The organism is Thalassospira alkalitolerans (genome assembly GCF_002115745.1).
GTDB classification, from domain to species: domain Bacteria; phylum Pseudomonadota; class Alphaproteobacteria; order Rhodospirillales; family Thalassospiraceae; genus Thalassospira; species Thalassospira alkalitolerans.
This window is the reverse complement of the sequence record NZ_JFKB01000001.1, coordinates 358,361-381,386: the sequence shown is the minus strand read 5'-3', so window position 1 is coordinate 381,386 and position 23,026 is coordinate 358,361. Positions and strand designations below refer to the sequence as shown.

Sequence of the window (23,026 nt, the reverse complement as noted above, 5' to 3'; positions counted from 1 at the left end):
ATCTTGTTTCTAATGTCTTGTTTCCAATGCCTTGCGCCTAAAGCATTGCCCGCCCGCTTTGCGGATCAAACAGCGATACACGCGCCCCATCCACCATGATCCGGGCATCGCCGCCAGATTTAAACTGCTGTTCCGGTCCAGTGCGCGCGGTCACCTCGGTTCCGGCCACGGTCAGACGAACGTACTGATCCGGTCCGGTCGGCTCAGCCAGCAACACACGGGCATTGACCCCGGTATCATCAAACATCAGATGTTCGGGGCGCGCGCCCAGCGTAATCGATTGACCAATCAAATCCCTGGCCTTTGCCGGCAAACCTGCCATTGGCAACTGACCCATACCGCCGTCAAAGGCAATGCCATCGCCGTATTGAACCAGCTTCCCATCCATGAAATTCATCGTCGGGGCGCCAACAAAGCTTGCTACAAACCGGTTGGCCGGTCGGCGATAAACATTTTCCGGGGTATCGGCCTGTTGGATATGTCCCTTATCCAGAACCACAACACGGGTCGCCAGCGTCATGGCTTCGATCTGATCATGGGTAACATAGACAATTGTCCGGCCAAGCCGTTCATGCAGGCGCTTTAACTCAACCCGCATATCCGCACGCAGTTTGGCATCAAGGTTTGATAACGGTTCGTCAAACAGGAATACCGATGGTTCCCGTACCAAGGCACGGCCAATCGCCACACGCTGTTGCTGCCCGCCTGACAATTGCGATGGCTTGCGATCCAGCAACGGACTGATCTGCAAAAGTTCACCAATCTCACCAACGCGATTGTCGATATCGGCCTTTGGCATACCCCGCATCTTAAGACCAAAACCGATATTCCGGCGCACCGACATCGTCGGATAAAGCGCATAGGACTGAAACACCATCGCAATATCGCGTTCATCAGGTTCAAGTGCTGTTACATCGCGCCCGGCAATATGGATGGATCCATCCGTTACCGGTTCAAGCCCGGCAATCATGTTCAAAAGGGTCGATTTGCCACATCCCGATGGCCCCAACAGCACAAGAAAGGCACCGTCTTCGATTTCAAGATTGATGTTTTCCATCACCGTCAGGCCGGAATAGGCCTTGGTCACACCGCGCAATTCAACGCCATTCATGTCCTGCTATCCTTTCACTGCACCCGCGGCGATACCGCGCACAAACAACCGCCCCGACAACAGGTAAACCGCCAAGGTCGGCAGGGCCGTAAGCATGGTCGCAGCCATATTGACATTGTATTCCTTCTCGCCGAATTGCGATCCGACAAGGTTATTCAGTGCGACCGTCATCGGTTGCCCGGACCGCCCGCCAAACGTCAGACCCAGCAAGAAATCGTTCCAGATATAGGTAAATTGCAAAATCATCGCGACACCCAGAATCGGCAATGAAAGCGGCAACATCACATACCAGAACAACGGCCAGAAACCGGCCCCGTCAATCCGGGCAGCTTTCAGCAAATCTTGCGGTACTGTTTTGAAAAAGTTGCGAAACATCATGGTGGTAAAGGCAACACCCCAAATGACATGCACCAAAACAAGCCCCGGGATAGATCCAAATATCCCCAGCTCGCGCACCATAATAATCAACGGATAAAGGGTGACCTGCGGCGGGATGAACATGCCAACCAAAAGGGCGGCAAACATGATATTGGCGCCCTTCATCTTCCATACTGCCAGCGTATAACCGGTTACCGCCCCCAACCCGACTGACAGGAACAGGGCGGGAATAACGATTTTGACCGAGGTCAGAAACGATGAAGACAACCCACCGCATTTTTCACCCAGCGTCTTGGCGCAATCGCCAAACCATGCCTTGCCCCAAGCGCCAAACCCCGGATCAACCGGCAGGGTAAAAATGCTACCGTTGCGGATTTCATCCATTGATTTCAACGATGTCGAAACCATGATGAAAACCGGCGCTAAGATCAGGACGGCGGCGACGCAAAGCAAACCATAAAGGGCAATTTTATTATAGCGCATAATCAATGCCCCCGACCGCCGCGCTCTTTGCGCAGTTCAAAATGGATATAGGGCGAAATCACAGCAATCACGGTACATAGCAAAACAAACGCACCCGCCGCACCAAGGCCAAGTTCCTGACGGTTCAAAATATGATCGACAACAAACCGGGCTGGCAAATCAGATGAAAAGCCCGGCCCCCCGCCGGTCAGCGCGACAACAAGGTCAAAGGCCTTCATGACAATCGCGCTCATCAGGATAAACACCGTAAAGAACACGGTGCGCATCATCGGCGTGACGATATGGAAATAAACCCGCCAAACCGGAATGCCATCGACCCGGGATGCTTTCCAGATATTGGGATCAATATTGCGAAGCCCGGCTAAAAATAGCGCCATGCACAGCCCGACCTGCTGCCAGACCCCGGCAATTGCCAGCGTATAAATCGATCGGTCCTGACGCACGATCCAGTTGAACTCGAACGTGGTCCAACCCAGTTCACGGACCGCATCCTGCAAACCAAGCCCCGGATTCATCACCCATTGCCAGATCACCCCGGTCACGATGAATGACATCGACAGCGGTAACATGAAAATGGTGCGAAACATGCCTTCGGCCTTGATGCCGCGGTCAATCAGGATCGCCAGCAAATAGCCAAAAACAACACAGCCACCGATAAACAGGCATCCGTGAATTGCCAAATTCTGCATTGCCGTCCACCAGCGTTCATTGGCGAACAGGCGTATATATTGATCAAACCCGGTAAATTTATAGACCGGCAACAGACGCGACCGCGTCAGCGAGATCACAAAAGTCCAGATAATAAAGCCATAAAAACAAACGATGGTGATCGTCATCGCAGGGATCAACGCCATTTTGGCGGTCCATTGCGGACGCCAGCGCCGCCTGCCGTCATGCGAAGGTTTCAACGCACCTTGTGCCGGTTCGGCCATGAATATTCTCGCTTCTTTGGAAAAGCGCCGCTGCAATCAACAGCGGCGCACCTGCAAAGTCGTGTCTTTCCAACCGCCTTACTTGGCGTAGGAAATCGCCTGACGGAATTGTTCCTGACCCTCTTCCGGGCTCATGTCAGCACTGTTCCAGAAATTCGAGATGCTGTCATCAATTGCGCCGGAAACCGCACTTGGCACACCGAAAAGTCCGGTACTGACCAGATGGGTTTTCTTATCCTGAAGGGTGGCAATCGCCATTTGGGCACAGGCGTCAAAACTATCGGCCGGGACGTCGAGACGGGCAGGGATCGATCCTTTTTTCTTGTTAAAGGCGATCTGTACGTCCGGTTCAAGCATGACATGGGCCATTTTTTGCTGAGCAGCAATGGCATCGTCATCAGCAATGGCAGAAAATGCAAACGCATCCACCGTCATGATATAGGCGGTATCAATTGCCGGGGCAAAAGCACAACCCACCGTAGTACCCGGTTCGACTCCGCCAGCAATGATTTCACCCTTGGCCCAATCCCCCATGAACTGAAACGCCGCATCGCCACGAATGACCATATTGGTCGCCTCGTTCCAATTACGTCCGGGGCTTGATTCATCGACAAAGGGTTTCAATGCCGCAAAGGTTTCAAACACCTTGCGCATGGTATCGGACGCCAGCAAATCATCATCAAGCGTGCTGTAAATCTTGGCATAGAAATCACGTCCACCAACGCCAAGAAGGACGCTATTGAACATGATGCGTTCCTGCCATGGCTGTCCGCCAAGACCAATCGGTATCACCCCGGCATCGCCAAGCTTCTTGGCCGCCTCGATGAACTCGGGCCAGCTTTTTGGCACCTCGACACCGGCTTTTTCAAGCGCCGCCTTATTAAAGAACATCCAGTTTTCGCCGTGGATGTTGATCGGCGCGGCAATATAATCGCCATCATATTTCGCCGCCTTAACAATCAGCGGCGGCAATTTATTGTCCCAGTCTTCTTCCTCGGCCACGGCATTCACATTGGCCAAAAGGCCCTGATCGGCCAATTCGCGCAATTGCTGTCCGATAGAAAACTGGAAAACCGTGGCGGGATCCCCCCCCAACATGCGATTGACAGCCGCCGCGCGGGCATTACCGCCACCGGCAATTGGCGTATCGACCCATGTGCCGCCTTGCGCTTCAAACGCACTGCGAACTTCGGCCAATGCGGCCTGTTCACTGCCCGATGTCCACCAATGCAAAACTTCGGCGGTTTGGGCGTGAAGCGCACCGGCAGATACACTGGCACTCAGAAATGTCGCGAGTGCGGCGACCTTGGAAAATTTCTTCATAACGGATGTCCTCCCTAATGGATACGTTCGCGCCCGACTTCTTAAATGGCCGAAAATTCGTAACGTTTCGATTTTTTTGATAGGCGCTTTATTCGCTCTTGTCAATCAACAAAACCAGCCCATAATAAGGTGAAATCAATCCGGCATTATTTTTTTGCCGAAATTTCCGAAACGTTACGATTTTGGATTCACCAACGAACGCGATCCATGACAGGGCAAGGAAGCGAACATGACCAAACCTTTTCCCGACGATTTCCGCTGGGGTGTATCGACCTCAAGCTATCAGATCGAAGGCGGTGCCGCCGATGATGGCCGCGGCCCCAGCATCTGGGACACCTATTGTGCCACGCCGGGCCGGGTTGCCAATGGGGATGATGGCAGCATTGCCTGCGATCACTATCATCGCTGGGCTGAAGATCTCGACCTGATCAAGGGACTCGGCGCAAAGCATTACCGATTTTCGATCATGTGGCCGCGCGTCATGCCCGATGGCACCGGCAAAATCAACGAAACTGGCATCGCATTCTATGACCGTTTGATTGATGGCATGCTCGAACGTGGCCTTGATCCATGGCTATGCCTGTATCACTGGGATTTGCCACAGGCACTGCAGGACCGGGGCGGCTGGACCAACCGCGATATCGTTGACTGGTTTAGCGATTATACCCAATTGCTTGTCACGCGCTTTGGCGACCGGGTGAAATCATGGGTAACATTTAACGAACCCAATGTCATCGCCTGGGTCGGCCATGAAGAAGGCCGCCATGCACCGGGCATCACCGACCCACGTGCCGCCATGCGCGTCGCCCACCATCTGAATATGTGCCACGCCCGTGCAACCCGCGTCATCAAACAACATTACCCCGATGCGCCGGTCGGTTTTGTTTTACCGATGCACAAGGGCTATACCCTGCCACATCGCCGCGAACAGGACGCCCATCTGGTTGACCTGTTCGAAGCAAAATGGAATGGCGTATTCCTTGACCCGGTTTATCACGGTCGCTATCCCGATCTGATTCTGGACCGCATGGAACCCCACATTCAGAATGGCGATCTTGAAGCCATCAAAACCAAGGTCGATTTTCAAGGCCTGAACCAATATTTTCCAAGCTATGTCGAAGCCGCCGACGGTCGTGCATGGCCATTCAAACATGCTAAACCGCCGAAATATTTCCGCCGTACGGAAATGGGCTGGGCGATTGATGGCGATTGTTTTTATCGCACCATGAAAATCCTTCAGGATAACTATGGCAACCCGCCGACCTTTGTGACCGAAAATGGCGGCGCCTTTATCGACATTCCCGGCAATGATGGCCTAATTGATGATCAGGACCGCATCGCTTATTACACCGAATATCTTGGTGCAATCATTCGGGCCACCGGCGAAGGCGCAAATGTTCAAGGATATATGCCTTGGTCACTGCTTGATAATTTTGAATGGGCCTATGGCTATGAAAAACGGTTTGGGCTGGTGCATGTCGATTACACCACCCAAAAACGCACACCTAAGGCATCCTATGACTTCATGCGTCGCGTGATTGAAAGCAACGCACTACCTTAATCACACGCCGACAGTCAGAGCATGGTTCATATTTCACGAACCATGCTCTAGATTGTCCTGTCTCTAAAATAAACGGACCCCTGTATGTCAACTTCGCGCCCGAACCTACGCACTATCGCCGACCGCCTTGGCATATCCGTCACGACGGTATCGCGCGCATTAAAAGACGGGCCAGAGGTCAAACCCGACACCATCGCCAAGGTCAAGGCCGCCGCCAAGGAAATCGGTTATCAACCCGATGCGCGTGGTGTGATGTTGCGCACCGGCAAAACCATGCAGGTCTGCTCGATCCTGTATTCCCCCGAAGTCGGCGATTACGGCGATCCGGGCTTTCTGGCGCAGGTCGAAAGTCTTGCTCGCGGGCTGGAGGCTGATCGTTACTCGCTGGTCGTATTGGCACAAACCAGCACCGAAGACCCGCTTGAGCCCGTAAAACGTGTCCATACCCAACGCATGGCCGATGCGGTGGTATTTTCACGCACCACCCTTCAGGACAGCCGCGCCAAATACTGCCTGCAACATGACTTCCCCTTTGTCAGTTTTGGCCGAACCGAACTTTTGACCCCGCATGCCTTTGTCGATCATGATGATGAACAGGCGGCTTATGATGCTGTCAAACGCCTGATTGACGATGGCCATCGCATCATCGCGATGATCGATCCGCGCGATGATTTAACCTTTTTTGGCTATCGCAAACGTGGTGCAAAGCGCGCCATGGTCGATGCCGGACTAAACCCCGAAAGCCTGATCTGGATGAGTTCGGATGTTTCCGTGCGGGCAGCACGCGAAGCAACCACCCGCCTGTTCACCAATCGCCGCGATGCAACTGCGGTGGTGTGCGCCAGCCAGATGACCATGATCGGCGCGCTTGAGGCCTTAATGGAACTGGGTATGGATACAATTCGTGATGGTATCGGCGTTGTCGGGTTTGGCGGTATGCCGTTCCGCATGCTGTCCAAACAAAAACTGGCCTATTATTACCAGCCACAACGCAAGGTCGGCAAAGTCCTGTCAGAACATCTGCACAGCCTGATGACCGGCACCCCGGCAGAACAACTGCAAACGCTTTTGCCCTATCGCCGGATCGATGATCTTGCCGCCTTCCGCGAGGGCGAGGATTTCTAGGGACCCGCCGCTTAAATGCGCTTAAACCTGAATTTCCACCTAACCCCGGCCTTGGCTCTGCTGTTTCAGGTTTTCGGCCCGGTCCTTGCTGCTCAGAACACGCACCAACATCAATTCAACCGGTTTCAGGGCAATCAACACAACCAAGGTCAAAACCGTGGCGATCACCACGATATGCCAGGCCGCCAAGGCACAGGCAATACCAAGGGCCGCCGTGATCCAGACGGTTGCTGCTGTTGTCAAACCACTGACCGACATACTTTTTGGCTGATGTAAAATAACCCCGGCACCAATAAACCCGATACCGGTCAGAACCCCTTGTAAAATACCCTGAACAACACGCGACAGGGCATCTGGATGATCAATCAAATCCTGAAAATGCACCGCGACGACCGACACAACAGCGGCTCCCAATGCGACAAGGGCCAATGTGCGCATCCCGGTTGGCTTGCCATTCACATCGCGATTTAAACCAATCACCATGCCGATTACGGTCGCCGCACATAGCCGCAAAATCATATCGATCACACCAATATCGAAATAGCTTTCAACATTCGCAAAATAGGGAAGATCGGTCATGCCCAAATCCAATCTGCAGCTCAATCTGTTTCAGATACATTCCAAAACGCGCCGCATTCGCCCATTGTTCCGCCATCTGGCGCGACCACATCCGATCCGGCAAACCGGGTGCTTCGCTCAGACCGATGGCAGCATTCCGTCTTCCATCCCTTTGGCCTCGCCCATCAACCAGTCAAAGAATCGCAAAATACGCGGATCACGACCGGGGCGATCCAAGGTAATCAGGACATAATCATATCCGGTCGGGGCCATACCATGCGGCGCAATCAAACGCCCCACTGCCAGATCATCATAAACCAGCGGCAAAGGCCCGATCGCTGTTCCCAGCCGGTTGACCGCCGCCTGAAGTGCAAAGAAGAAATGATCGAAATATTGCTCGCTTGCCGGGTTGGCCTCACATCCGCTGGCGCGTTTCCAGACCTCCCAGGCATCGGGCCGGGTGCGACTATGCAGCCATCTGGCATTGGATAGATCGCATGCCAGAATGGTCTTCCAGCATTGTGGATCACAAACCGGCCCGGCAAATTCCGGCCACAAGCGGGTAACGTCGTAATCCTCGGCAATACCGAAATCAGCACGGCGAATTGCCACATCACATCCCTCGGCCAGTAAATCAACCGGGCCGCCTGCCGGTCGCAAATCGATATTCAGATCCGGATTGGCGTCGCGAAACGCCCCAAGCCGTGGCATCAGCCAACGCATTGCAAGGCTTGGCTCGCACGAAACTGATAAAATTGGTGATGTACCATCATGGCGATGGATTTCCTCAACCGCGCTATCAAGCCCGTCCAATGCCAACACCGTCGCCTTTAAAAGCCGTTCCCCCGCGGGCGTCAACCAAACCCGCCGATTACGCCGGACAAACAGATCAACACCCAACCGTTCCTCGATTTGTGCGACCGCGCGGCTGATCGCCCCATGGGTCAGATGCAATTCTTCCGCCGCACGTGAAAAACTTTGGTGCCGGGCGGCGGCCTCGAATGCGGGCAGGGCGGCAAGCGGTGGCAGGCTGCGTTTTCTGTGAATATTACTCACGAAATATCCCATTATTTTTCGATTTTCTGGCGATAGATCCAGTTTGATACTGAATCTCCTCACAGATCAAGGATCACAACCATGCCCGCCATTGCCGAGATGGAAATCATCGCCGTTGCCATCATCACCGTTCTTGCCGTCATAAGCCCCGGCCCCGATTTCGCCATGGTCACACGCATCGCACTTGCCCGTGGCCGTCGCGCCGGGGTGCTCTGCGCCATCGGGATCGGCAGTGGCGTTTCGGTTCATCTGGCCTATACCCTGATCGGGTTGGGCGTGGTGTTTGCCAGCAACATCTGGGTGCTGACATCATTGCGCTATCTTGGTGCGACCTATCTGATTTGGCTGGGATGCTCGGCTCTGTGGCCCGATATCAAAAAACTTGCAAAGGGCTGTGTCGGTCATGCGATTAAAAACAACGGGCACAACACGACACGACAAACAGCAAAAAAAGTGTCCGACGGGTCAGAAATCTTTGCGTCAGTCACCGTCTCTCACACAGCAGCGATCAATCAAAGCACCACACAAGGCATCATTGCCCCGAGCACCGATCAAAACCGAAACGGATCGGCGTTCTGGGTTGGATTTGCCTGCAATGCATTAAATCCCAAGACGATATTGTTCATCGTCTCGCTATTCAGTCAGGTGATTTCGCCCGATACCCCGGTATGGGTCGAGGTCGGATACGGTTTTTATATCGCTGCCTGTCACATGATCTGGTTCGCCCTGGTCGCCATCGCCCTGACCCTGCCAGCGGTGCAGGCACGCATTGCCGCAATCAAGGAATGGGTCGAACGGGGTGTCGGCATTTGTCTAGCGGGATTAGGCATCAGGATTTTGGCAGGCTGACAGATACAAAACCCGTATCACAGGTGCCATGCCCGCAAACACTGCGTAACCTGACCGAAACTCAAAGCAAAGTCATGGCCAAATCTGCAACCGCAACCGCGATCCTGAAAAAACACGGCACACCACAGCCAGTTCAGAAATTACGCTACCTTGAGCATAGTAGAATGCCTCAAATAAACAGCATTTCGCCGTTTTGCCGCGCATCGTTCAAAAAGGTCACAACCCCGCCGGTTTCAATGGCCAGCTCTTCACGTTTGGCATCATTTTCAAGACCAAGCGCCCGCAGGCCCATCTCGCAGACCATGAATTTAGCGTTCAATGCAACACAGGCCGACAGCAATTCCTCAAATGTGCCAATGCCACGCTGGGAATAACTTAGATCAATTGAGGTCGCCGTCGCCCCCTGAGCATCGGTACGCAAATGGCGCCAACCCGATGGTGCAAGAACCGCGCGGCAACCTTCCATTGTGAAAAACAGGGTCACTTCGCGCCCGGATGCGAGCGCTGCTGACGCCATTACGAGTGCGTAATGAACTTTTTCAAAGCTACCGGAAAACACCACCAGCGATAGTTTTCTGGGGCTTTCATTCTGATTGGCGATCTCAGTGCTCATGAATGGACAAATCCTTGATGCTGGCGTTTTCGGAACAAAGCGGGCAACCCGGGTCACGCGGAACTTTAATCTTGCGGAAAGATGCCCCAAGGGCGTCGACAATTACAAGCTTGCCAGACAGGCCATCCCCGATCCCCATCAATTCTTTCAGAATTTCAGTTGCTTGAATACCGCCGATCATGCCCACGACCGATCCCAAAACCCCGCCCTGCGCGCAGGATGGAATGGCATCTTCGGGCGGTGGCGCATGATAAATACAGCGATAACACGGATGCGGATCCCCCAAATGCGCCTTAAAGGTCGATACCTGACCATCAAAACGAAGGGCTGCGCCCGACACCAGCGTTTTGCCCGCAAAGTAACAGGCATCGTTTAGCAAAAACCGCGTTTCAAAATTATCCGATCCATCGGCAATCACGTCATAATCGGTAATCAAATCCATCACATTCGAGACATCAAGACGCTGATTATGGGTTTGCACGGTAATTTCGGGGTTCATATCGAGCATGGTTGATTTCGCACTTTCAACCTTGGGCCTGCCAAGGTCCTTCATGCCATGTGCAATCTGACGCTGCAGATTGGAAAGCTCGACAATATCAGCATCAACAATCCCGATGGTCCCGACCCCGGCCGCCGCCAGATACATCGCAAGCGGCGATCCAAGCCCGCCAGCCCCAACAATCAAAACACGCCCGCGTTTCAGCTGCATCTGGCCGGTGCCACCGACCTCTTTAAGGACAATGTGCCGGGCATAACGTTGCACTTCGTTTTCGCTGAAATCAAAATCACTCACGCGGGGGCTTCTTTCATCCGGATCGAAACAGGTCTGCTATTGCATATAGCGCGCATGGCACAGACAGGAAAGGCCCGGAAAATTCCGGGCCTTTCCAAATTACGTCCAACAACGAAACCCGAATTACTGCAAACCTTCGAACAACGGGGTCGAAAGATAACGTTCGGCAAAGCTCGGCACGATGATCACAATGCGTTTGCCTTCGTTTTCCGGAAGCTGGCCCAGCTCGATCCCGGCGGCAACAGCCGCACCTGACGAAATGCCGGTTGGCAGACCTTCGATGCTGGCCAATTTGCGGGCGGTGGCAAAGGCGGTTTCATTACCAATCGTCATGACCTTGTCGATCACATCAGTATGCAAATTGCCCGGAATGAAACCGGCACCAATACCCTGAATTTTATGCGGGCCGGGTGCACCACCGGAAATAACCGGGCTGTCTTCGGGTTCGACCGCAACAATCTGAATCTTCGGATTATGTATTTTCAGCGCTTCACCAACCCCGGTCAGGGTGCCACCCGTGCCAACACCGGCAACAAAGATATCGACCTTGCCTGCGGTATCCTTGATAATTTCCTGGGCTGTCGTCGTGCGATGAATTTCCGGGTTGGCCGGATTTTCAAACTGCTGAAGCATGATTGCGCCATCAATTTCGGCAACCAGTTCTTCGGCACGTGCGACCGCGCCCTTCATGCCTTTGGCCGCCGGGGTCAGATCAATCTTTGCCCCCAACAACATCAGCATTTTACGACGTTCCAACGACATGCTTTCCGGCATGGTCAGGATCAATTTGTAACCCTTGGCCGCAGCAACAAAGGCCAGAGCAATGCCGGTATTGCCCGACGTTGGCTCAATCAGGGTTGCTCCCGGTTTGATGCGCCCGGATTTCTCCGCATCATCAATCATTGCAAGACCGATACGATCCTTGACCGAGGCCAGCGGATTGAAAAATTCAAGCTTGCCAATCAGGTCGGCCTTCACACCTTCGGCCGCTGCCAGACGGGAAAGACGAACCAGAGGCGTCGCACCGATGGTGTCGATGATGCTGTCGTAAATCTTGCCGCGAAACTCAGTCATGTTTTCCTCGCAATTTTTGTAATTTAAAACCAATCACATTTGGAATTTGTATTTACCTTGTTTAACACCTAAATGAATTGGAGTTAAACAATTTTTACGCAAATTCTATTTTGGCTGGCTTCCAGATACTTGTGCATTAGGTGTGAACCGCAGCGGATTCTTGTTGTTTTACGATACAATAATCCGCGATCGGTTCAGACGATTAAATAATGAAATCCGGTGATTCCTCGATCCCACTGCGCAGGCCCGCATCACGGGCCCGATTGCACAGATCCTCAACCGTGATCCTGGTCAGCGCCACCATCATTTCATCCTGAAGTTCACGCCATAATGGCCGCACGACTTCTTTGCCCAGTGGCGAGCCAGCCGGATCCTCGATCGGGTCATCTGATGTTTCCATTGATCGGATGACCGACACAATATCGGCCAGCGTGATACGCCGACGTTCCCGCGCCAGACGATATCCGCCGCGCGGACCGCGTACACCCACCAAAATATCGGCACGCACCAGCTGTTGCAGAGTCTGCTCAAGATAGCGTTTCGGAATGCCCTGACGCGCGGTGATATCGCGGCTTTGCACCGGCTCACCCGCTGCGTTATAGGCAATATCCACCACCGCCTCGATGGCAAACAGCATCTTTTTTGACAGCTTTAACATCGTCTCTTTCATACTCCCCTTTCGGCCCCGGTGATCCCCCCGGAAACATTGGGACCCATCATTGTCAGAGTTAACAGAGCATCGAAAATTGCCAGTTCCCGACAAAAATTTCCAAAATCAGACGGTTTTACCTGACGGTGCCGCAACACCAGTCGATCCGAATCCGCCAGTACCGCGCGCCGTTTCATCAAGATCAGCAACCGCATTCCACGCCACTTGGGTCACCGGTGCGACCACAAGCTGGGCAATGCGCATACCGCGCTCAATCGTAAAGGCATCATCACCAAGATTAATCAGGATCACCTTGATCTCGCCACGGTAATCCGCATCAATTGTGCCCGGGCTATTCAATACCGTAATGCCATTTTTCGCCGCCAGTCCCGAACGCGGACGTACCTGTGCCTCGAACCCGGCCGGAAGGGCAATGGCAATGCCGGTTTCAATCATGGCGCGTTTGCCCGCTTCAATCACAAGCGTATCGTTAATCGCTGCCTGCAAATCAACGGCCGCCGATTGTTCGGTGGCATAATCAGGCAACGGAAAATCCGCACCATGGGGCAATTGTTTCAAGTTAACAGTCAAACGCGTCATCAAAGGTCCTTGTCTTCACTGTTCTGGGCCGTGCTTTGGCTTTGGCATTCGCCCGCACAAGCCAGTACATCATTCAATATCAGGGGAAATGCCGGATAATACGCTGCACAAGTGCACGCGCCACACCGGCCTTATCTTGACGCGGCCAGACTTCATCACTTGCAGCATTTTCACCGGAAATCAGGCAGATTTCATTTTCGTCACCGCCAAAAGTGCCGGTTCCCGGTGCCACATCATTGGCCAATATCCAGTCACATCCCTTACGCACCCGTTTAGCGCGCGCATGGGCGATAACATTTTCCGTTTCGGCAGCGAAACCAATAACCAGCCCCGGTCGGTTCGGCCCGACCTTGCTGATGGTTGCCAAAATATCGGAATTTTCCGAAAGCTTCAGATCCGGGATCCGTCCTGATCCGTCTTTCTTAAGCTTCTGCCCGGCTTCATCGGCCACACGCCAATCGGCAACGGCAGCCGCACAAACGGCGATATCCGCCGGCAGGGCGGCCTGCACGGCATCAAGCATCTGTTGCGCGGTTTCAATCCGCACCACATTCACACCCGCCGGATCGGGCAGGGCCACCGGCCCACTGATCAGTGTCACATCGGCACCCGCCGCGGTAAGGGCACTTGCAATCGCGTGGCCCTGCTTGCCCGATGATCGATTGGCGATATAGCGCACCGGATCAATCGGTTCATGCGTCGGGCCACTGGTGACCACAGCCTTTTTACCTGCCAAAGGCTTGCCAACCGGTTGACCTTCCAGAAAATCAATAACCGCGGCAATAATTTCGACAGGTTCGGCCAATCGGCCCGAACCGACTTCACCACAGGCCAAATCCCCGGCCGACGGGCCGATCCGCATCACACCACGGCTTTCAAGGGTCGCGATATTGGCCTGAGTCGCCGGGTGGTTCCACATTTCAACATTCATCGCCGGGGCAATCAGAACCCGCTTATTGGTCGCCAGCAAGGCGGTGGTTGCCAGATCACTGGCCTGACCGGTTGCCATTTTGGCCAAAATATCCGCACTTGCCGGGGCAACCAAAACAAGGTCAGCCTCGCGCGACAGGCGGATATGGCCCATTTCAGCCTCATCCGTCAGGGAAAAAAGATCCTGATAAACCTTGTTCTCGGTAAGGGCCGCCACAGATAACGGGGTTACAAACTCCGCCCCGCCCTTGGTCAGGATGGCGCGTATATTGATGTCACGGTCGCGCAGCCGCCGAATCACCTCAAGAACCTTATAGGCAGCAATACCGCCCGAGATGATCAAAAGGATATTTTTTCCAGCTAACACTGTGGTTACCAATTATTTACGTTGAACAAGTGTGGTTAACCTACCTTCTCCTATGATCCTGCGCAAGCGTCCAGAACAATCAGAAAAAAACGCCACGGAACCGTAAATCCCGCAGCGTCGTTTTATAATTTATTATCAAAGGCTTATTACGGAACGGTATACAACATCCCGAACCAGCGCCAACGCCCGTTTGGCCCCATCGAGGTACAGTTGATCCGCCAGCGCCCCGATGATACCGGGTTCTTCAGCCGGATCTCGACCCGTTCATCCCCCAGCCGGTTCATGGTTGATTCACCCTCGGACGGATAACAGGCAATATTGGCCACCGCTTCTTTAAGAGTAAAACCAAAAGCCGGTGGATTTCGTTCCAGCATATAATTGGACGGGGTTATATCGCTGACACGTAGTGGCAGGGATTCTGCCGCAAGAATAAAGCGTTCCAGCTCGCCGTAATTTTCATTCATGGCAAAACGCGGCAGATACATCATATCCGATTCCGCGTTCATCGCGCCGCTTTGCTGGCCAAAGGCCGCCTTGTACCCGGCTTCACGAACCAGCTTGATCACGTCGTCACTGGCTTCACCATACGGATAGGCAAAGATATCAGGCACAAAGCCAAGTTCCGCCTTAAACCGTTCTGCGGAATGGGCCAGTTCCGCTTTCGCATCTTCGATAGACAGGCTGGGCAAATGCGAATGATGCTGGGTATGACCGCCAATGGTAACCCCATCCTTCACCAGATCACGTAACATGTCCCAGGTCATGTAATTGGTATAACCGGCATCGATCTGTTCACTTGAAACAAACACCGTCATCGGCAAATTATGTTTTTTTAACGCGGGCCAAGCCACATCATAAACCGAACGATAGGCATCATCGACGGTAATCCCGACCGTATAATCGGGCAAACCCTTGCCATTCTGAAGGGCTGAAACAATTTCAGGCACGCCGATTACGGTATATTTGCTACTGGTCAGTTCATTGATATGGGCCTCGAATTGGGACTTGCGGATATTGGTTGACGGAAAGTCGATTTCGCCAAAGCGATGATACATAAACACAACAGCCGATGTCGCATCACCTGTTGGCACCTGTTTGAAACGGGCTGACGTGTCCGTACTTTCCATGGTAACAGGCGTTTTGGTGCCTTCACCGGTCTCGTCGGTATCTTTTGCCCCATCCACGGTCGGGGCTTGGTCATTTGCTGTCACGCTTGTATTGTCGGCATCCTGCGCCAGACTGAGCGATGGACCAAATGTTAGCCCAACGGCAAAAGCCGCGCCAAAAACCATACACTTAAACATGCCACGACCCTGCATCCGATGCAGGCGCGCCCCATTTTCAAAATAGCGCTGCCCATTGGTCTGTGATTGCATTGCCACATCCATCTCGTTTGCGACCCCACTCCTTGGTCACTGTAGCCCCAAAACCACAGCAATTATTTTTATCGTTTCTTTGGGATTACGTTTCCCTGAACCTATCAGCGAACCAGTTGTTTTTCCACAATTTCGTCATTGCGCTTGTGTATAGTCCCCCACATCCTAACTTTAGGACATTCTATTCAAGGCCCGACACAACCCCAGCTTTATCGGAGATTTAAAATGCTCAGCTCAGACGTGCTCGACACCCTTTTTTACAAAGCTCGTACCCATAATGGCTGGCAGGATCGCGATGTCGAAACAGCCCTGCTGCACAAGGCATGGGACCTTACGGTTATGGGCCCGACCAGTGCCAATTGCGAACCGATGCGCATTACATTCATCAAATCAGCCGAGGCCAAGCAACGCCTGAAACCGGCCCTGTCCGCAGGTAACCTTGAAAAAACCATGGCCGCCCCGGTAACGGCGATCATCGCACATGACATGGAATTCTATGAAAAGCTGCCGCAACTTTTCCCCCATGCCGATGCAAGATCATGGTTTGCAGGCAACGAAGCCGCAATTTCAGCCACCGCATTTCGCAATGGAACGCTACAGGCTGGCTATTTTATCATGGCACTGCGTGCGGTCGGTCTGGATTGCGGCGCCATGTCGGGCTTTGACAATGCCAAGGTCGATGCCGAATTCTTTGACGGCACTCCGATCAAAAGCAACTTCCTGCTCAATATCGGCTATGGCGATTCATCAAAATTGTTTGATCGCAGCCCGCGACTTGGCTTTGATGACGGGGCTGAAATCCTTTGATCCGATCCTAAAAATTGAAATCGACGCGGCGTGTTCAGCGTGACTCTTTGACAAAGTTTTGGACAAAATCGACCTATACACTTGTATGATCTCTTAGTTGGCGACGTATTTCTTCAAGCTTTTCCGTTGCTTGAAAACTGTCATCTAACTTTTATTTGATCTTTACCAGCGCATCATCATTTTAGTCCAAATTTTTAAAATAGGTTTACACGTCCCAAACCGGGTACCTGAAACAGGAGCGTCAATTGGGTTTCAGCCAGTTGTTAACAACTGCACTTGCGGTTGCATTGCCTGCGGCCATGATTTTCATCGTGCTTGCCGCAATGGAACTTCTTGGCTGGGGCACGGCAATCCTGTGCGCTGTTCTGGCATGGCTGGGCAGCACCACAGTTCTGCGCATCTATTTCGGCGATCTGCGCCGCGTTGCCCGCTATGCCGTTGCATTACGCGATAAATTCCGTGGCACCCCGCCACAACATCTGTCGTTTAGTGCCGCATCCGAACTTTCATCGCTTTATACCCAGATCGCCAATACGTTTCGGGAACGCATTACCGATCTTGAAACCCGCACCAGCACCGATGCCGAAATCCTTGATCACCTACCCAACCCTGTGGTTATGGTCAATCGGCAGCGCGTCATTACCGGTTTCAACCGGGCTGCTAAATCGCTGTTTCATAACCTTGAAACCGGTCACGACCTGACGCGTTTTATCCGCGACCCGATCCTGCTTGATGCCTTTGATGATGTCGCGGCTGAACGCGAACAGATGAAACATGCCGAATTTGTGCTGGCCAGTGACGCACATCATCATTTTGATGTGCTGACCGCGCGTCTTCCGGCGGCAACCGGGGACCGGAATTTTGTCCTGTCCTTCTCGGATTTGACCGAGCTTCGCAAACTGGAACAAATGCGGGCCGATTTCGCCACCGATGCCGGGCATGAATTGCGCACACCACTTTCGGTTTTGCTGGGCTTTATCGAAACGCTGGAAGGCCCGGCCAAAGACGATCCCGATGCACTGGGTCAATTCCTGCCGGTCATGCGCGATCAGGGTTTGCGCATGCAACACCTGATCGAAGACCTCCTATCACTTGCCCGGATCGAATTAAACGAACATACCCCGCCTTCTGATGATTGCGATGTCGGCAAAGTCATCGACAAGGTCGCCCAGACTCTGTTGATGAAGGCTGAGGCCAAAGGCATGGAAATCAAGATTTCCTGCAATCTCGACAACACCGACATTGTTGGCGAGGAAAAGGAAATGACCCAAGTCTTTGTCAATCTGGTCGAAAACGCCATAAAATACGGCCATGCCAAAACCAATATCGAAGTATCGATTACGCTGGCCAAAAACCCGCCCGGTGCCTTGGCCCGTTTCCGCCATGACCGAATTTTGGCCGTCGCCATCCGCGATCATTCCGACGGGATTGCACGCGAACATCTGCCGCGCCTGACCGAACGTTTCTATCGCATTGATACCGCGCGATCTCGCGCTGTTGGTGGCACTGGCCTTGGTCTTGCCATCGTCAAACATCTGGTCCAACGCCATCGCGGAACTATGGTGATTGAAAGCGAACAGGGGGTTGGGTCGGTCTTTACCGTCTATCTGCCCGCCAAGGCCAACGACAATATCCGTACCCTTCATCGGGCATAATCCGCGCGACGATCCAACGAAAAAGGCCAGCACCGAAATGCTGGCCTTGTATTACACCTGAAATCGATTATTTCGATTACAGAATAAACTTTGAAAGATCGGCATCCTTGGCAAGGCCATCAACCTGTTCACGGACGTAATCAGCATCAATCTTAATCGTTTCGCCCCCCCGGTCTGTCGCCGTAAAGCTGATTTCATCCAAAAGCTTTTCCAGAACCGTATGCAAACGACGTGCGCCGATATTTTCGACGGTTTCGTTCACACTGGCCGAAATACGCGCCAATTCCCCCACCGCATCATCGGTGAATTCCAGCGTCACGTCCTCGGTCCCCAGCAAGGCGATATATTGCTTGATCAGGGATGCTTCGGGTTCCAACAGAATACGACGGAAATCTTCCTCGGTCAGGGCCTTCAACTCGACCCGGATCGGCAGGCGCCCCTGTAATTCCGGTAAAAGGTCGGATGGTTTTGAAAGATGGAACGCGCCGGAACAAATGAACAGAATATGGTCGGTTTTAACCGTGCCATGCTTGGTCGAAACATTGGTTCCTTCGATCAGCGGCAGCAAATCACGCTGCACACCTTCGCGCGAGACATCACCACCACGTTCGGAACGCGCCGTGATCTTGTCGATCTCGTCAAGGAACACAATGCCGTTCTGTTCAACATTATCAATCGCCTCGGCGGTGACCTTGTCCATATCAAGCAATTTGTCGCCTTCTTCATCGATCAGGCGTTCAAACGCTTCGGCAACGGTCATGCGTTTCGGCTTGGTCTGTCCGCCGAATGCCTTGCCAAACACGTCGGACAGATTAAGCATCCCCATCTGCGCGCCGGGCATGCCGGGAATATCAATGGTCGGCATCGAGGACCCGCTGTTTTCCAAAACCTGGATTTCGATTTCCTTGTCCTGTAATTCACCTTCGCGCAGCATCTTGCGAAATTTCTGGCGGGTATCGGCCGATGCGTTTTCGCCGACCAAACTATCCAGAACACGTTCCTCGGCCTGCATTTCGGCCTTGGCGCGGACTTTTTTGTGCATCGCTTCACGCGTCAGATCCAGCGACACTTCCAAAAGGTCACGAACAATCTGTTCGACATCACGCCCGACATAACCGACTTCGGTAAATTTGGTGGCTTCGATCTTGATAAACGGTGCCTCGGCCAATTTGGCAAGGCGGCGCGCGATCTCGGTTTTACCAACACCGGTCGGGCCGATCATCAGGATATTTTTCGGCAGAACTTCATTACGCATGTCATCGTCAAGCTGCTGGCGGCGCCAGCGGTTACGCAATGCAATCGCGACGGCGCGCTTGGCATCTTTCTGACCGATGATATGGCGATCCAGTTCGGAAACAATCTCGCGCGGGCTGAAATGTTGGGTCATTTAAATTTTATCCGTTAATTCTTGCGACGGAAATGCGATGTCAGGCCCGAAAGGCACCTTTATTTCGCATCCTCGATTTTTTCCAAAGTTACATTGCCGTTGGTATAAACACAGATCTCACCGGCAATCGCCATCGCCTTGCGGGCGATTTCCTCGGCGCTCAGATCCAGATCAATCAGGGCCCGCGCCGCAGCAAGGGCATAATTACCACCCGAACCAATAGCGATAAGGCCGTCTTCAGGTTCCAGCACATCACCCTGACCGGTCAGCACCAGCGACACATCCTTGTCCGCCACCGCCATCATTGCTTCAAGCTTGCGCAGATAACGATCTGTGCGCCAATCCTTGGCCAATTCAACACAGGCACGCATGGTCTGGCCCGGATGACGTTCCAACTTGGCTTCAAGCCGTTCCAGCAGGGTAAAGGCATCCGCCGTCGCCCCGGCAAAACCAACAATAATCTCGCCTTTCTGGCCGATCCGGCGCACCTTGCGCGCATTGCCCTTGATCACGGTCTGGCCCAGCGACACCTGACCGTCACCGGCCACCACGACTTCATTGCCCTTGCGCACCGACAGGATCGTCGTGCCATGCCAGCTCGGCTGTGATTGTTCGCTCATGAAAAATCCTTGAAAATCATCTTATGCATTCGCTCAAGAGTTAGCACGCAGACAGCCGGGGTCAAGGGTGCGCATTACCAATGCAGTCCACCCACACGCCGCAACCGTACCCCGGATCACATCAGGCTGCGCCGCCTTCCCCCAATCCCAAACACAGTTTCAACGCAGAAAAGCATAAAAAGGCACGGCAATCCTTGCGCCATTGCGTTACTCTTGGACCATAAACGCATCAAAGAACAAAGGACCACGGTCATGAGCAACCCCGATCTTTCCCAAACCCATCTTGGCAAATGCATTCTTGCCGGTCAGGGCAAGGTTCGTGCTGATCTGGTCCTGCGCAATATCGGGATGCTTGATGTTATTACCGGGGCGATCACAACTACCGATATCGCCATCGTTGGCGACCGGATTGTCGGCACCCACGCCAAATATGACGGCGACACCGTGATTGACTGCACCGGGAAATTCGCCGTACCGGGCTTTATCGATACCCACCTTCATATCGAAAGCTCGCTTGTGACACCGCTGGAATTTGATCGCTGCGTCTTACCCCATGGCGTGACCACTGTTTTGTGTGATCCCCATGAAATTGCCAATGTTCTGGGTGCTGACGGGATCAGGTATTTCCTTGATTGTTCTGAACGGTCGATCATGGATATTCGGGTCAATCTGTCATCCTGTGTTCCGGCCACCGGGTTTGAAACATCGGGTGCAGAACTTGAAATCGAAGATTTGTTGCCATTTCGAAACCACCCCAAGGTCATCGGTTTGGCAGAAATGATGAACTATCCCGGTGTGCTGAACCTTGATCCCGGCATCATGGCCAAACTTGATGCGTTTCAGGATGGTCATATCGACGGCCATGCGCCGCTTTTGCGCGGCACCGCATTAAACGGTTATATGGCCGCAGGCATCCGTACCGATCACGAAGCAACTTCTGCAACCGAGGCCCGTGAAAAACTGGCCAAGGGCATGGCGATCCTGATCCGCGAGGGGTCGGTTTCCAAGGATTTGGAGGCTCTGGCCGAAATTCTCGATGAAAACACCTCAAGCTTCGTTGCCCTTTGCACCGATGATCGCAATCCGCTTGATATCGGCGAAGAAGGCCATCTTGATAGCCTGATCGAACGCCTGATCGGCCATCTTAAGGCCCGCAATTGCCCGATCCATCACGTTTATCGCGCCGCATCCCATTCGGCGGCCCGTATTTTTGGCCTGCGTGATCGCGGCCTGATCGGGCCGGGTTGGCGGGCGGATATCGCGATCCTTGATGATCTTGAAACCTGTGCCGTCAGTGACGTCATCGCAGCCGGTCGTCTGGTGACGTCGGCAATGTTTGACGCACGCGAAACCGTTGCCCCGATTGGCCTGACATCGATGAAGGCCAAACCGATCAGTGCCGATGCCTTTCGGGCTGAACCAAAACCGGGCCAGAACCAAACCCCGGTGATCAAGGTTAAACCGGGTCTAATCCTGACCTTCCGCGATGAAGCAACGCTTGAAATCGGCGAAAATGGCCTGAAACCCGATCTTGAAAACGATGTGATCAAGGTCGCCGTCGTCGAACGCCATGGTAAAAACGGCAATATCGGCCGCAGCTTTGTCCGCGGTTTTGGCCTGAAACGCGGGGCGATTGCATCCTCGGTCGGCCATGACAGCCACAATATCACCGTGGTCGGTGCCAATGACGCCGACATGGCCGCCGCAGTTAATCGACTAATTGAAATGGGCGGCGGCTTTGCCGTTGCCGATGGTGGCAAGGTCACGGCAGAATTGCCATTGCCGGTCGCCGGTCTCATGAGCCTTGAACCCTTTGAGGTGGTCGAAAAAGACCTGATCACGCTGCGCGCCGCCGCCAAAGACCTTGGCTGTGTTCTGCCCGAACCGTTCCTTCAGGTCGCCTTCCTTGCCCTGCCGGTCATCCCGCATCTTAAAATGACCGATCGCGGCCTGTTTGATGTCGATAAATTTGATTTTGTCTGATCAATTGGTTCAGGACATTGGCGGTTTACAAATGCGCGTTGCGTTTTGCGACCAATACCTGGCCGGTTAAACTGGCAATTTCGCCACTTTGTTGCTAAATAACCTCCCAACAGATGCATCGATACCTGCAGGAAAGGAGCTTTGCATGCGCAAGGCCCGCGTAGAGCGTAATACCAACGAAACACAGATCACGGTCGAGCTGAACCTTGACGGGACTGGCATTTATGATGTCGAGACCGGGGTTGGCTTCCTTGATCATATGCTCGAACAGCTTTCACGCCACAGCCTGATGGACCTTAAAGTCCGGGCCAAGGGCGACCTGCATATTGATTTTCATCACACCACCGAAGATACCGGTATCGCCATCGGTCAGGCCTTTTCACAGGCGTTGGGCGACAAAAAAGGCATCAATCGGTACGGCAGTTGCCTTTTGCCGATGGACGAGGCATTGACCCGTGTCGCGCTGGATTGCTCAAACCGTCCCTATCTGATCTGGAATGTCGAATTTACCCGCGACAAACTGGGCGATATGGATACCGAACTGTTTCGCGAATGGTTTCAGGGCTTTGCCCAGGCCGCAGGTCTGACACTGCATGTCGAAAACCTGTATGGCGATAACAATCACCATATTGTCGAAAGTGCCTTTAAGGCACTGGCACGGTCCCTGCGCACTGCAATCGAAATTGATCCGCGCAAATCCGATGCCATTCCCTCGACCAAGGGTGTTCTGGGCGGGTCGCTTTAACCCGCCAAATGCCCCTGATCTGATCCGAAAAACCGGGTAAAGATACCGCAC

General features: G+C 53.3%; 22 protein-coding genes. 7 read left to right on the top strand and 15 right to left on the bottom strand.

Features of this window, described 5'->3' with window-relative positions:
• Window positions 1–37: 37 nt before the first annotated feature.
• From TALK_RS01760 to TALK_RS01745, 4 genes are all read right to left on the bottom strand, one after another.
• On the bottom strand, window positions 38–1,111 hold the full coding sequence (locus TALK_RS01760; protein ID WP_085615215.1) for an ABC transporter ATP-binding protein: 1,074 nt from the start codon (window positions 1,109–1,111) through the stop codon (window positions 38–40).
• A gap of 6 nt (window positions 1,112–1,117) precedes the next feature.
• Complete coding sequence (locus TALK_RS01755; RefSeq protein ID WP_085615213.1) at window positions 1,118–1,972, bottom strand: carbohydrate ABC transporter permease; 855 nt, start codon at window positions 1,970–1,972, stop codon at window positions 1,118–1,120.
• A gap of 2 nt (window positions 1,973–1,974) precedes the next feature.
• Window positions 1,975–2,904, bottom strand: a complete 930-nt coding sequence (locus TALK_RS01750) for a carbohydrate ABC transporter permease (protein WP_085615211.1) — start codon at window positions 2,902–2,904, stop codon at window positions 1,975–1,977.
• Window positions 2,905–2,982: 78 nt separating this feature from the next.
• Window positions 2,983–4,227 carry an ABC transporter substrate-binding protein gene (locus TALK_RS01745; protein WP_085615209.1) on the bottom strand — a complete coding sequence of 415 codons (1,245 nt, stop codon included), beginning with the start codon at window positions 4,225–4,227 and terminating at the stop codon, window positions 2,983–2,985.
• A gap of 229 nt (window positions 4,228–4,456) precedes the next feature.
• Between TALK_RS01745 and TALK_RS01740 the strand changes: the two genes are divergently transcribed.
• Window positions 4,457–5,788 carry a GH1 family beta-glucosidase gene (locus tag TALK_RS01740; protein WP_085615208.1) on the top strand — a complete coding sequence of 444 codons (1,332 nt, stop codon included), beginning with the start codon at window positions 4,457–4,459 and terminating at the stop codon, window positions 5,786–5,788.
• 84 nt (window positions 5,789–5,872) lie between these two features.
• Window positions 5,873–6,913, top strand: coding sequence for a LacI family DNA-binding transcriptional regulator (locus TALK_RS01735; RefSeq protein ID WP_085615206.1), 1,041 nt, complete (start codon window positions 5,873–5,875; stop codon window positions 6,911–6,913).
• A gap of 39 nt (window positions 6,914–6,952) precedes the next feature.
• On the opposite strand, the gene TALK_RS01730 is transcribed toward TALK_RS01735, so the two are convergent.
• Window positions 6,953–7,492 carry an MgtC/SapB family protein gene (locus tag TALK_RS01730; RefSeq protein WP_085615204.1) on the bottom strand — a complete coding sequence of 180 codons (540 nt, stop codon included), beginning with the start codon at window positions 7,490–7,492 and terminating at the stop codon, window positions 6,953–6,955.
• Between the two features lie 117 nt (window positions 7,493–7,609).
• Window positions 7,610–8,527, bottom strand: a complete 918-nt coding sequence (locus TALK_RS01725; protein WP_085615718.1) for a LysR substrate-binding domain-containing protein — start codon at window positions 8,525–8,527, stop codon at window positions 7,610–7,612.
• Between the two features lie 81 nt (window positions 8,528–8,608).
• Here TALK_RS01725 and TALK_RS01720 point away from each other — a divergent pair, with 81 nt between their 5' ends.
• The gene (locus TALK_RS01720) at window positions 8,609–9,376 is read left to right on the top strand and encodes a LysE family translocator (RefSeq protein WP_085615202.1); all 768 of its coding nucleotides are present in this window, start codon (window positions 8,609–8,611) and stop codon (window positions 9,374–9,376) included.
• Window positions 9,377–9,545: 169 nt separating this feature from the next.
• Here TALK_RS01720 and TALK_RS01715 read toward each other — a convergent pair whose 3' ends face one another.
• The 7 genes from TALK_RS01715 to TALK_RS01685 form a co-directional block, all read right to left on the bottom strand.
• On the bottom strand, window positions 9,546–9,989 hold the full coding sequence (locus TALK_RS01715; RefSeq protein WP_085615200.1) for a DsrE family protein: 444 nt from the start codon (window positions 9,987–9,989) through the stop codon (window positions 9,546–9,548).
• Complete coding sequence (locus TALK_RS01710) at window positions 9,979–10,782, bottom strand: HesA/MoeB/ThiF family protein (RefSeq protein ID WP_085615198.1); 804 nt, start codon at window positions 10,780–10,782, stop codon at window positions 9,979–9,981. The genes TALK_RS01715 and TALK_RS01710 overlap by 11 nt, the downstream gene beginning before the upstream one ends.
• Window positions 10,783–10,905: 123 nt before the next feature.
• A complete protein-coding gene (gene cysK, locus TALK_RS01705; RefSeq protein WP_085615196.1) occupies window positions 10,906–11,856 on the bottom strand; it encodes a cysteine synthase A in 951 nt (316 codons plus the stop codon).
• 202 nt (window positions 11,857–12,058) lie between these two features.
• Entirely contained in the window at window positions 12,059–12,514 is a 456-nt protein-coding gene (locus TALK_RS01700; RefSeq protein WP_007088455.1) for an RrF2 family transcriptional regulator, read from the bottom strand.
• 117 nt (window positions 12,515–12,631) lie between these two features.
• Window positions 12,632–13,105, bottom strand: coding sequence for a dUTP diphosphatase (gene dut / locus TALK_RS01695; RefSeq protein ID WP_085615195.1), 474 nt, complete (start codon window positions 13,103–13,105; stop codon window positions 12,632–12,634).
• 79 nt (window positions 13,106–13,184) lie between these two features.
• Entirely contained in the window at window positions 13,185–14,402 is a 1,218-nt protein-coding gene (gene coaBC / locus TALK_RS01690; RefSeq protein WP_085615716.1) for a bifunctional phosphopantothenoylcysteine decarboxylase/phosphopantothenate--cysteine ligase CoaBC, read from the bottom strand.
• Window positions 14,403–14,548: 146 nt separating this feature from the next.
• Window positions 14,549–15,778, bottom strand: a complete 1,230-nt coding sequence (locus TALK_RS01685) for a polysaccharide deacetylase family protein (RefSeq protein WP_245829628.1) — start codon at window positions 15,776–15,778, stop codon at window positions 14,549–14,551.
• Between the two features lie 225 nt (window positions 15,779–16,003).
• Between TALK_RS01685 and TALK_RS01680 the strand changes: the two genes are divergently transcribed.
• Both TALK_RS01680 and TALK_RS01675 read left to right on the top strand, forming a co-directional pair.
• Window positions 16,004–16,585, top strand: coding sequence for a malonic semialdehyde reductase (locus tag TALK_RS01680; RefSeq protein ID WP_085615193.1), 582 nt, complete (start codon window positions 16,004–16,006; stop codon window positions 16,583–16,585).
• A gap of 245 nt (window positions 16,586–16,830) precedes the next feature.
• Window positions 16,831–18,240 (top strand): ATP-binding protein, encoded by a 1,410-nt coding sequence (locus TALK_RS01675; protein ID WP_085615191.1) that lies wholly within the window; start codon window positions 16,831–16,833, stop codon window positions 18,238–18,240.
• Between the two features lie 76 nt (window positions 18,241–18,316).
• Here TALK_RS01675 and hslU read toward each other — a convergent pair whose 3' ends face one another.
• Entirely contained in the window at window positions 18,317–19,627 is a 1,311-nt protein-coding gene (gene hslU / locus TALK_RS01670; protein ID WP_085615189.1) for an ATP-dependent protease ATPase subunit HslU, read from the bottom strand.
• A 59-nt stretch (window positions 19,628–19,686) separates the two neighbouring features.
• Window positions 19,687–20,247: an ATP-dependent protease subunit HslV gene (gene hslV, locus TALK_RS01665; protein ID WP_085615187.1), complete on the bottom strand. Its 561-nt coding sequence runs from the start codon at window positions 20,245–20,247 to the stop codon at window positions 19,687–19,689.
• A 252-nt stretch (window positions 20,248–20,499) separates the two neighbouring features.
• Between hslV and ade the strand changes: the two genes are divergently transcribed.
• Together ade and hisB are read left to right on the top strand one after the other, a co-directional pair.
• Window positions 20,500–22,230 (top strand): adenine deaminase, encoded by a 1,731-nt coding sequence (gene ade, locus TALK_RS01660; protein WP_085615185.1) that lies wholly within the window; start codon window positions 20,500–20,502, stop codon window positions 22,228–22,230.
• Window positions 22,231–22,375: 145 nt separating this feature from the next.
• Entirely contained in the window at window positions 22,376–22,975 is a 600-nt protein-coding gene (gene hisB / locus TALK_RS01655) for an imidazoleglycerol-phosphate dehydratase HisB (protein WP_085615183.1), read from the top strand.
• Window positions 22,976–23,026 lie beyond the last annotated feature (51 nt).

What these genes read in the sequence shown, in the direction of transcription:
- TALK_RS01730 (WP_085615204.1), bottom strand. Translation starts at nt 7,492, where the DNA reads ATGACCGATCTTCCCTATTTTGCGAATGTTGAAAGCTATTTCGATATT.
- TALK_RS01720 (WP_085615202.1), top strand. Translation starts at nt 8,609, where the DNA reads ATGCCCGCCATTGCCGAGATGGAAATCATCGCCGTTGCCATCATCACC.
- TALK_RS01700 (WP_007088455.1), bottom strand. Translation starts at nt 12,514, where the DNA reads ATGTTAAAGCTGTCAAAAAAGATGCTGTTTGCCATCGAGGCGGTGGTG.
- TALK_RS01760 (WP_085615215.1), bottom strand. Translation starts at nt 1,111, where the DNA reads ATGAATGGCGTTGAATTGCGCGGTGTGACCAAGGCCTATTCCGGCCTG.
- ade (WP_085615185.1), top strand. Translation starts at nt 20,500, where the DNA reads ATGAGCAACCCCGATCTTTCCCAAACCCATCTTGGCAAATGCATTCTT.
- TALK_RS01755 (WP_085615213.1), bottom strand. Translation starts at nt 1,972, where the DNA reads ATGCGCTATAATAAAATTGCCCTTTATGGTTTGCTTTGCGTCGCCGCC.
- TALK_RS01715 (WP_085615200.1), bottom strand. Translation starts at nt 9,989, where the DNA reads ATGAGCACTGAGATCGCCAATCAGAATGAAAGCCCCAGAAAACTATCG.
- hisB (WP_085615183.1), top strand. Translation starts at nt 22,376, where the DNA reads ATGCGCAAGGCCCGCGTAGAGCGTAATACCAACGAAACACAGATCACG.
- TALK_RS01680 (WP_085615193.1), top strand. Translation starts at nt 16,004, where the DNA reads ATGCTCAGCTCAGACGTGCTCGACACCCTTTTTTACAAAGCTCGTACC.
- TALK_RS01745 (WP_085615209.1), bottom strand. Translation starts at nt 4,227, where the DNA reads ATGAAGAAATTTTCCAAGGTCGCCGCACTCGCGACATTTCTGAGTGCC.
- TALK_RS01740 (WP_085615208.1), top strand. Translation starts at nt 4,457, where the DNA reads ATGACCAAACCTTTTCCCGACGATTTCCGCTGGGGTGTATCGACCTCA.
- cysK (WP_085615196.1), bottom strand. Translation starts at nt 11,856, where the DNA reads ATGACTGAGTTTCGCGGCAAGATTTACGACAGCATCATCGACACCATC.
- TALK_RS01735 (WP_085615206.1), top strand. Translation starts at nt 5,873, where the DNA reads ATGTCAACTTCGCGCCCGAACCTACGCACTATCGCCGACCGCCTTGGC.
- hslV (WP_085615187.1), bottom strand. Translation starts at nt 20,247, where the DNA reads ATGAGCGAACAATCACAGCCGAGCTGGCATGGCACGACGATCCTGTCG.
- TALK_RS01685 (WP_245829628.1), bottom strand. Translation starts at nt 15,778, where the DNA reads ATGCAATCACAGACCAATGGGCAGCGCTATTTTGAAAATGGGGCGCGC.
- TALK_RS01750 (WP_085615211.1), bottom strand. Translation starts at nt 2,904, where the DNA reads ATGGCCGAACCGGCACAAGGTGCGTTGAAACCTTCGCATGACGGCAGG.
- hslU (WP_085615189.1), bottom strand. Translation starts at nt 19,627, where the DNA reads ATGACCCAACATTTCAGCCCGCGCGAGATTGTTTCCGAACTGGATCGC.
- dut (WP_085615195.1), bottom strand. Translation starts at nt 13,105, where the DNA reads ATGACGCGTTTGACTGTTAACTTGAAACAATTGCCCCATGGTGCGGAT.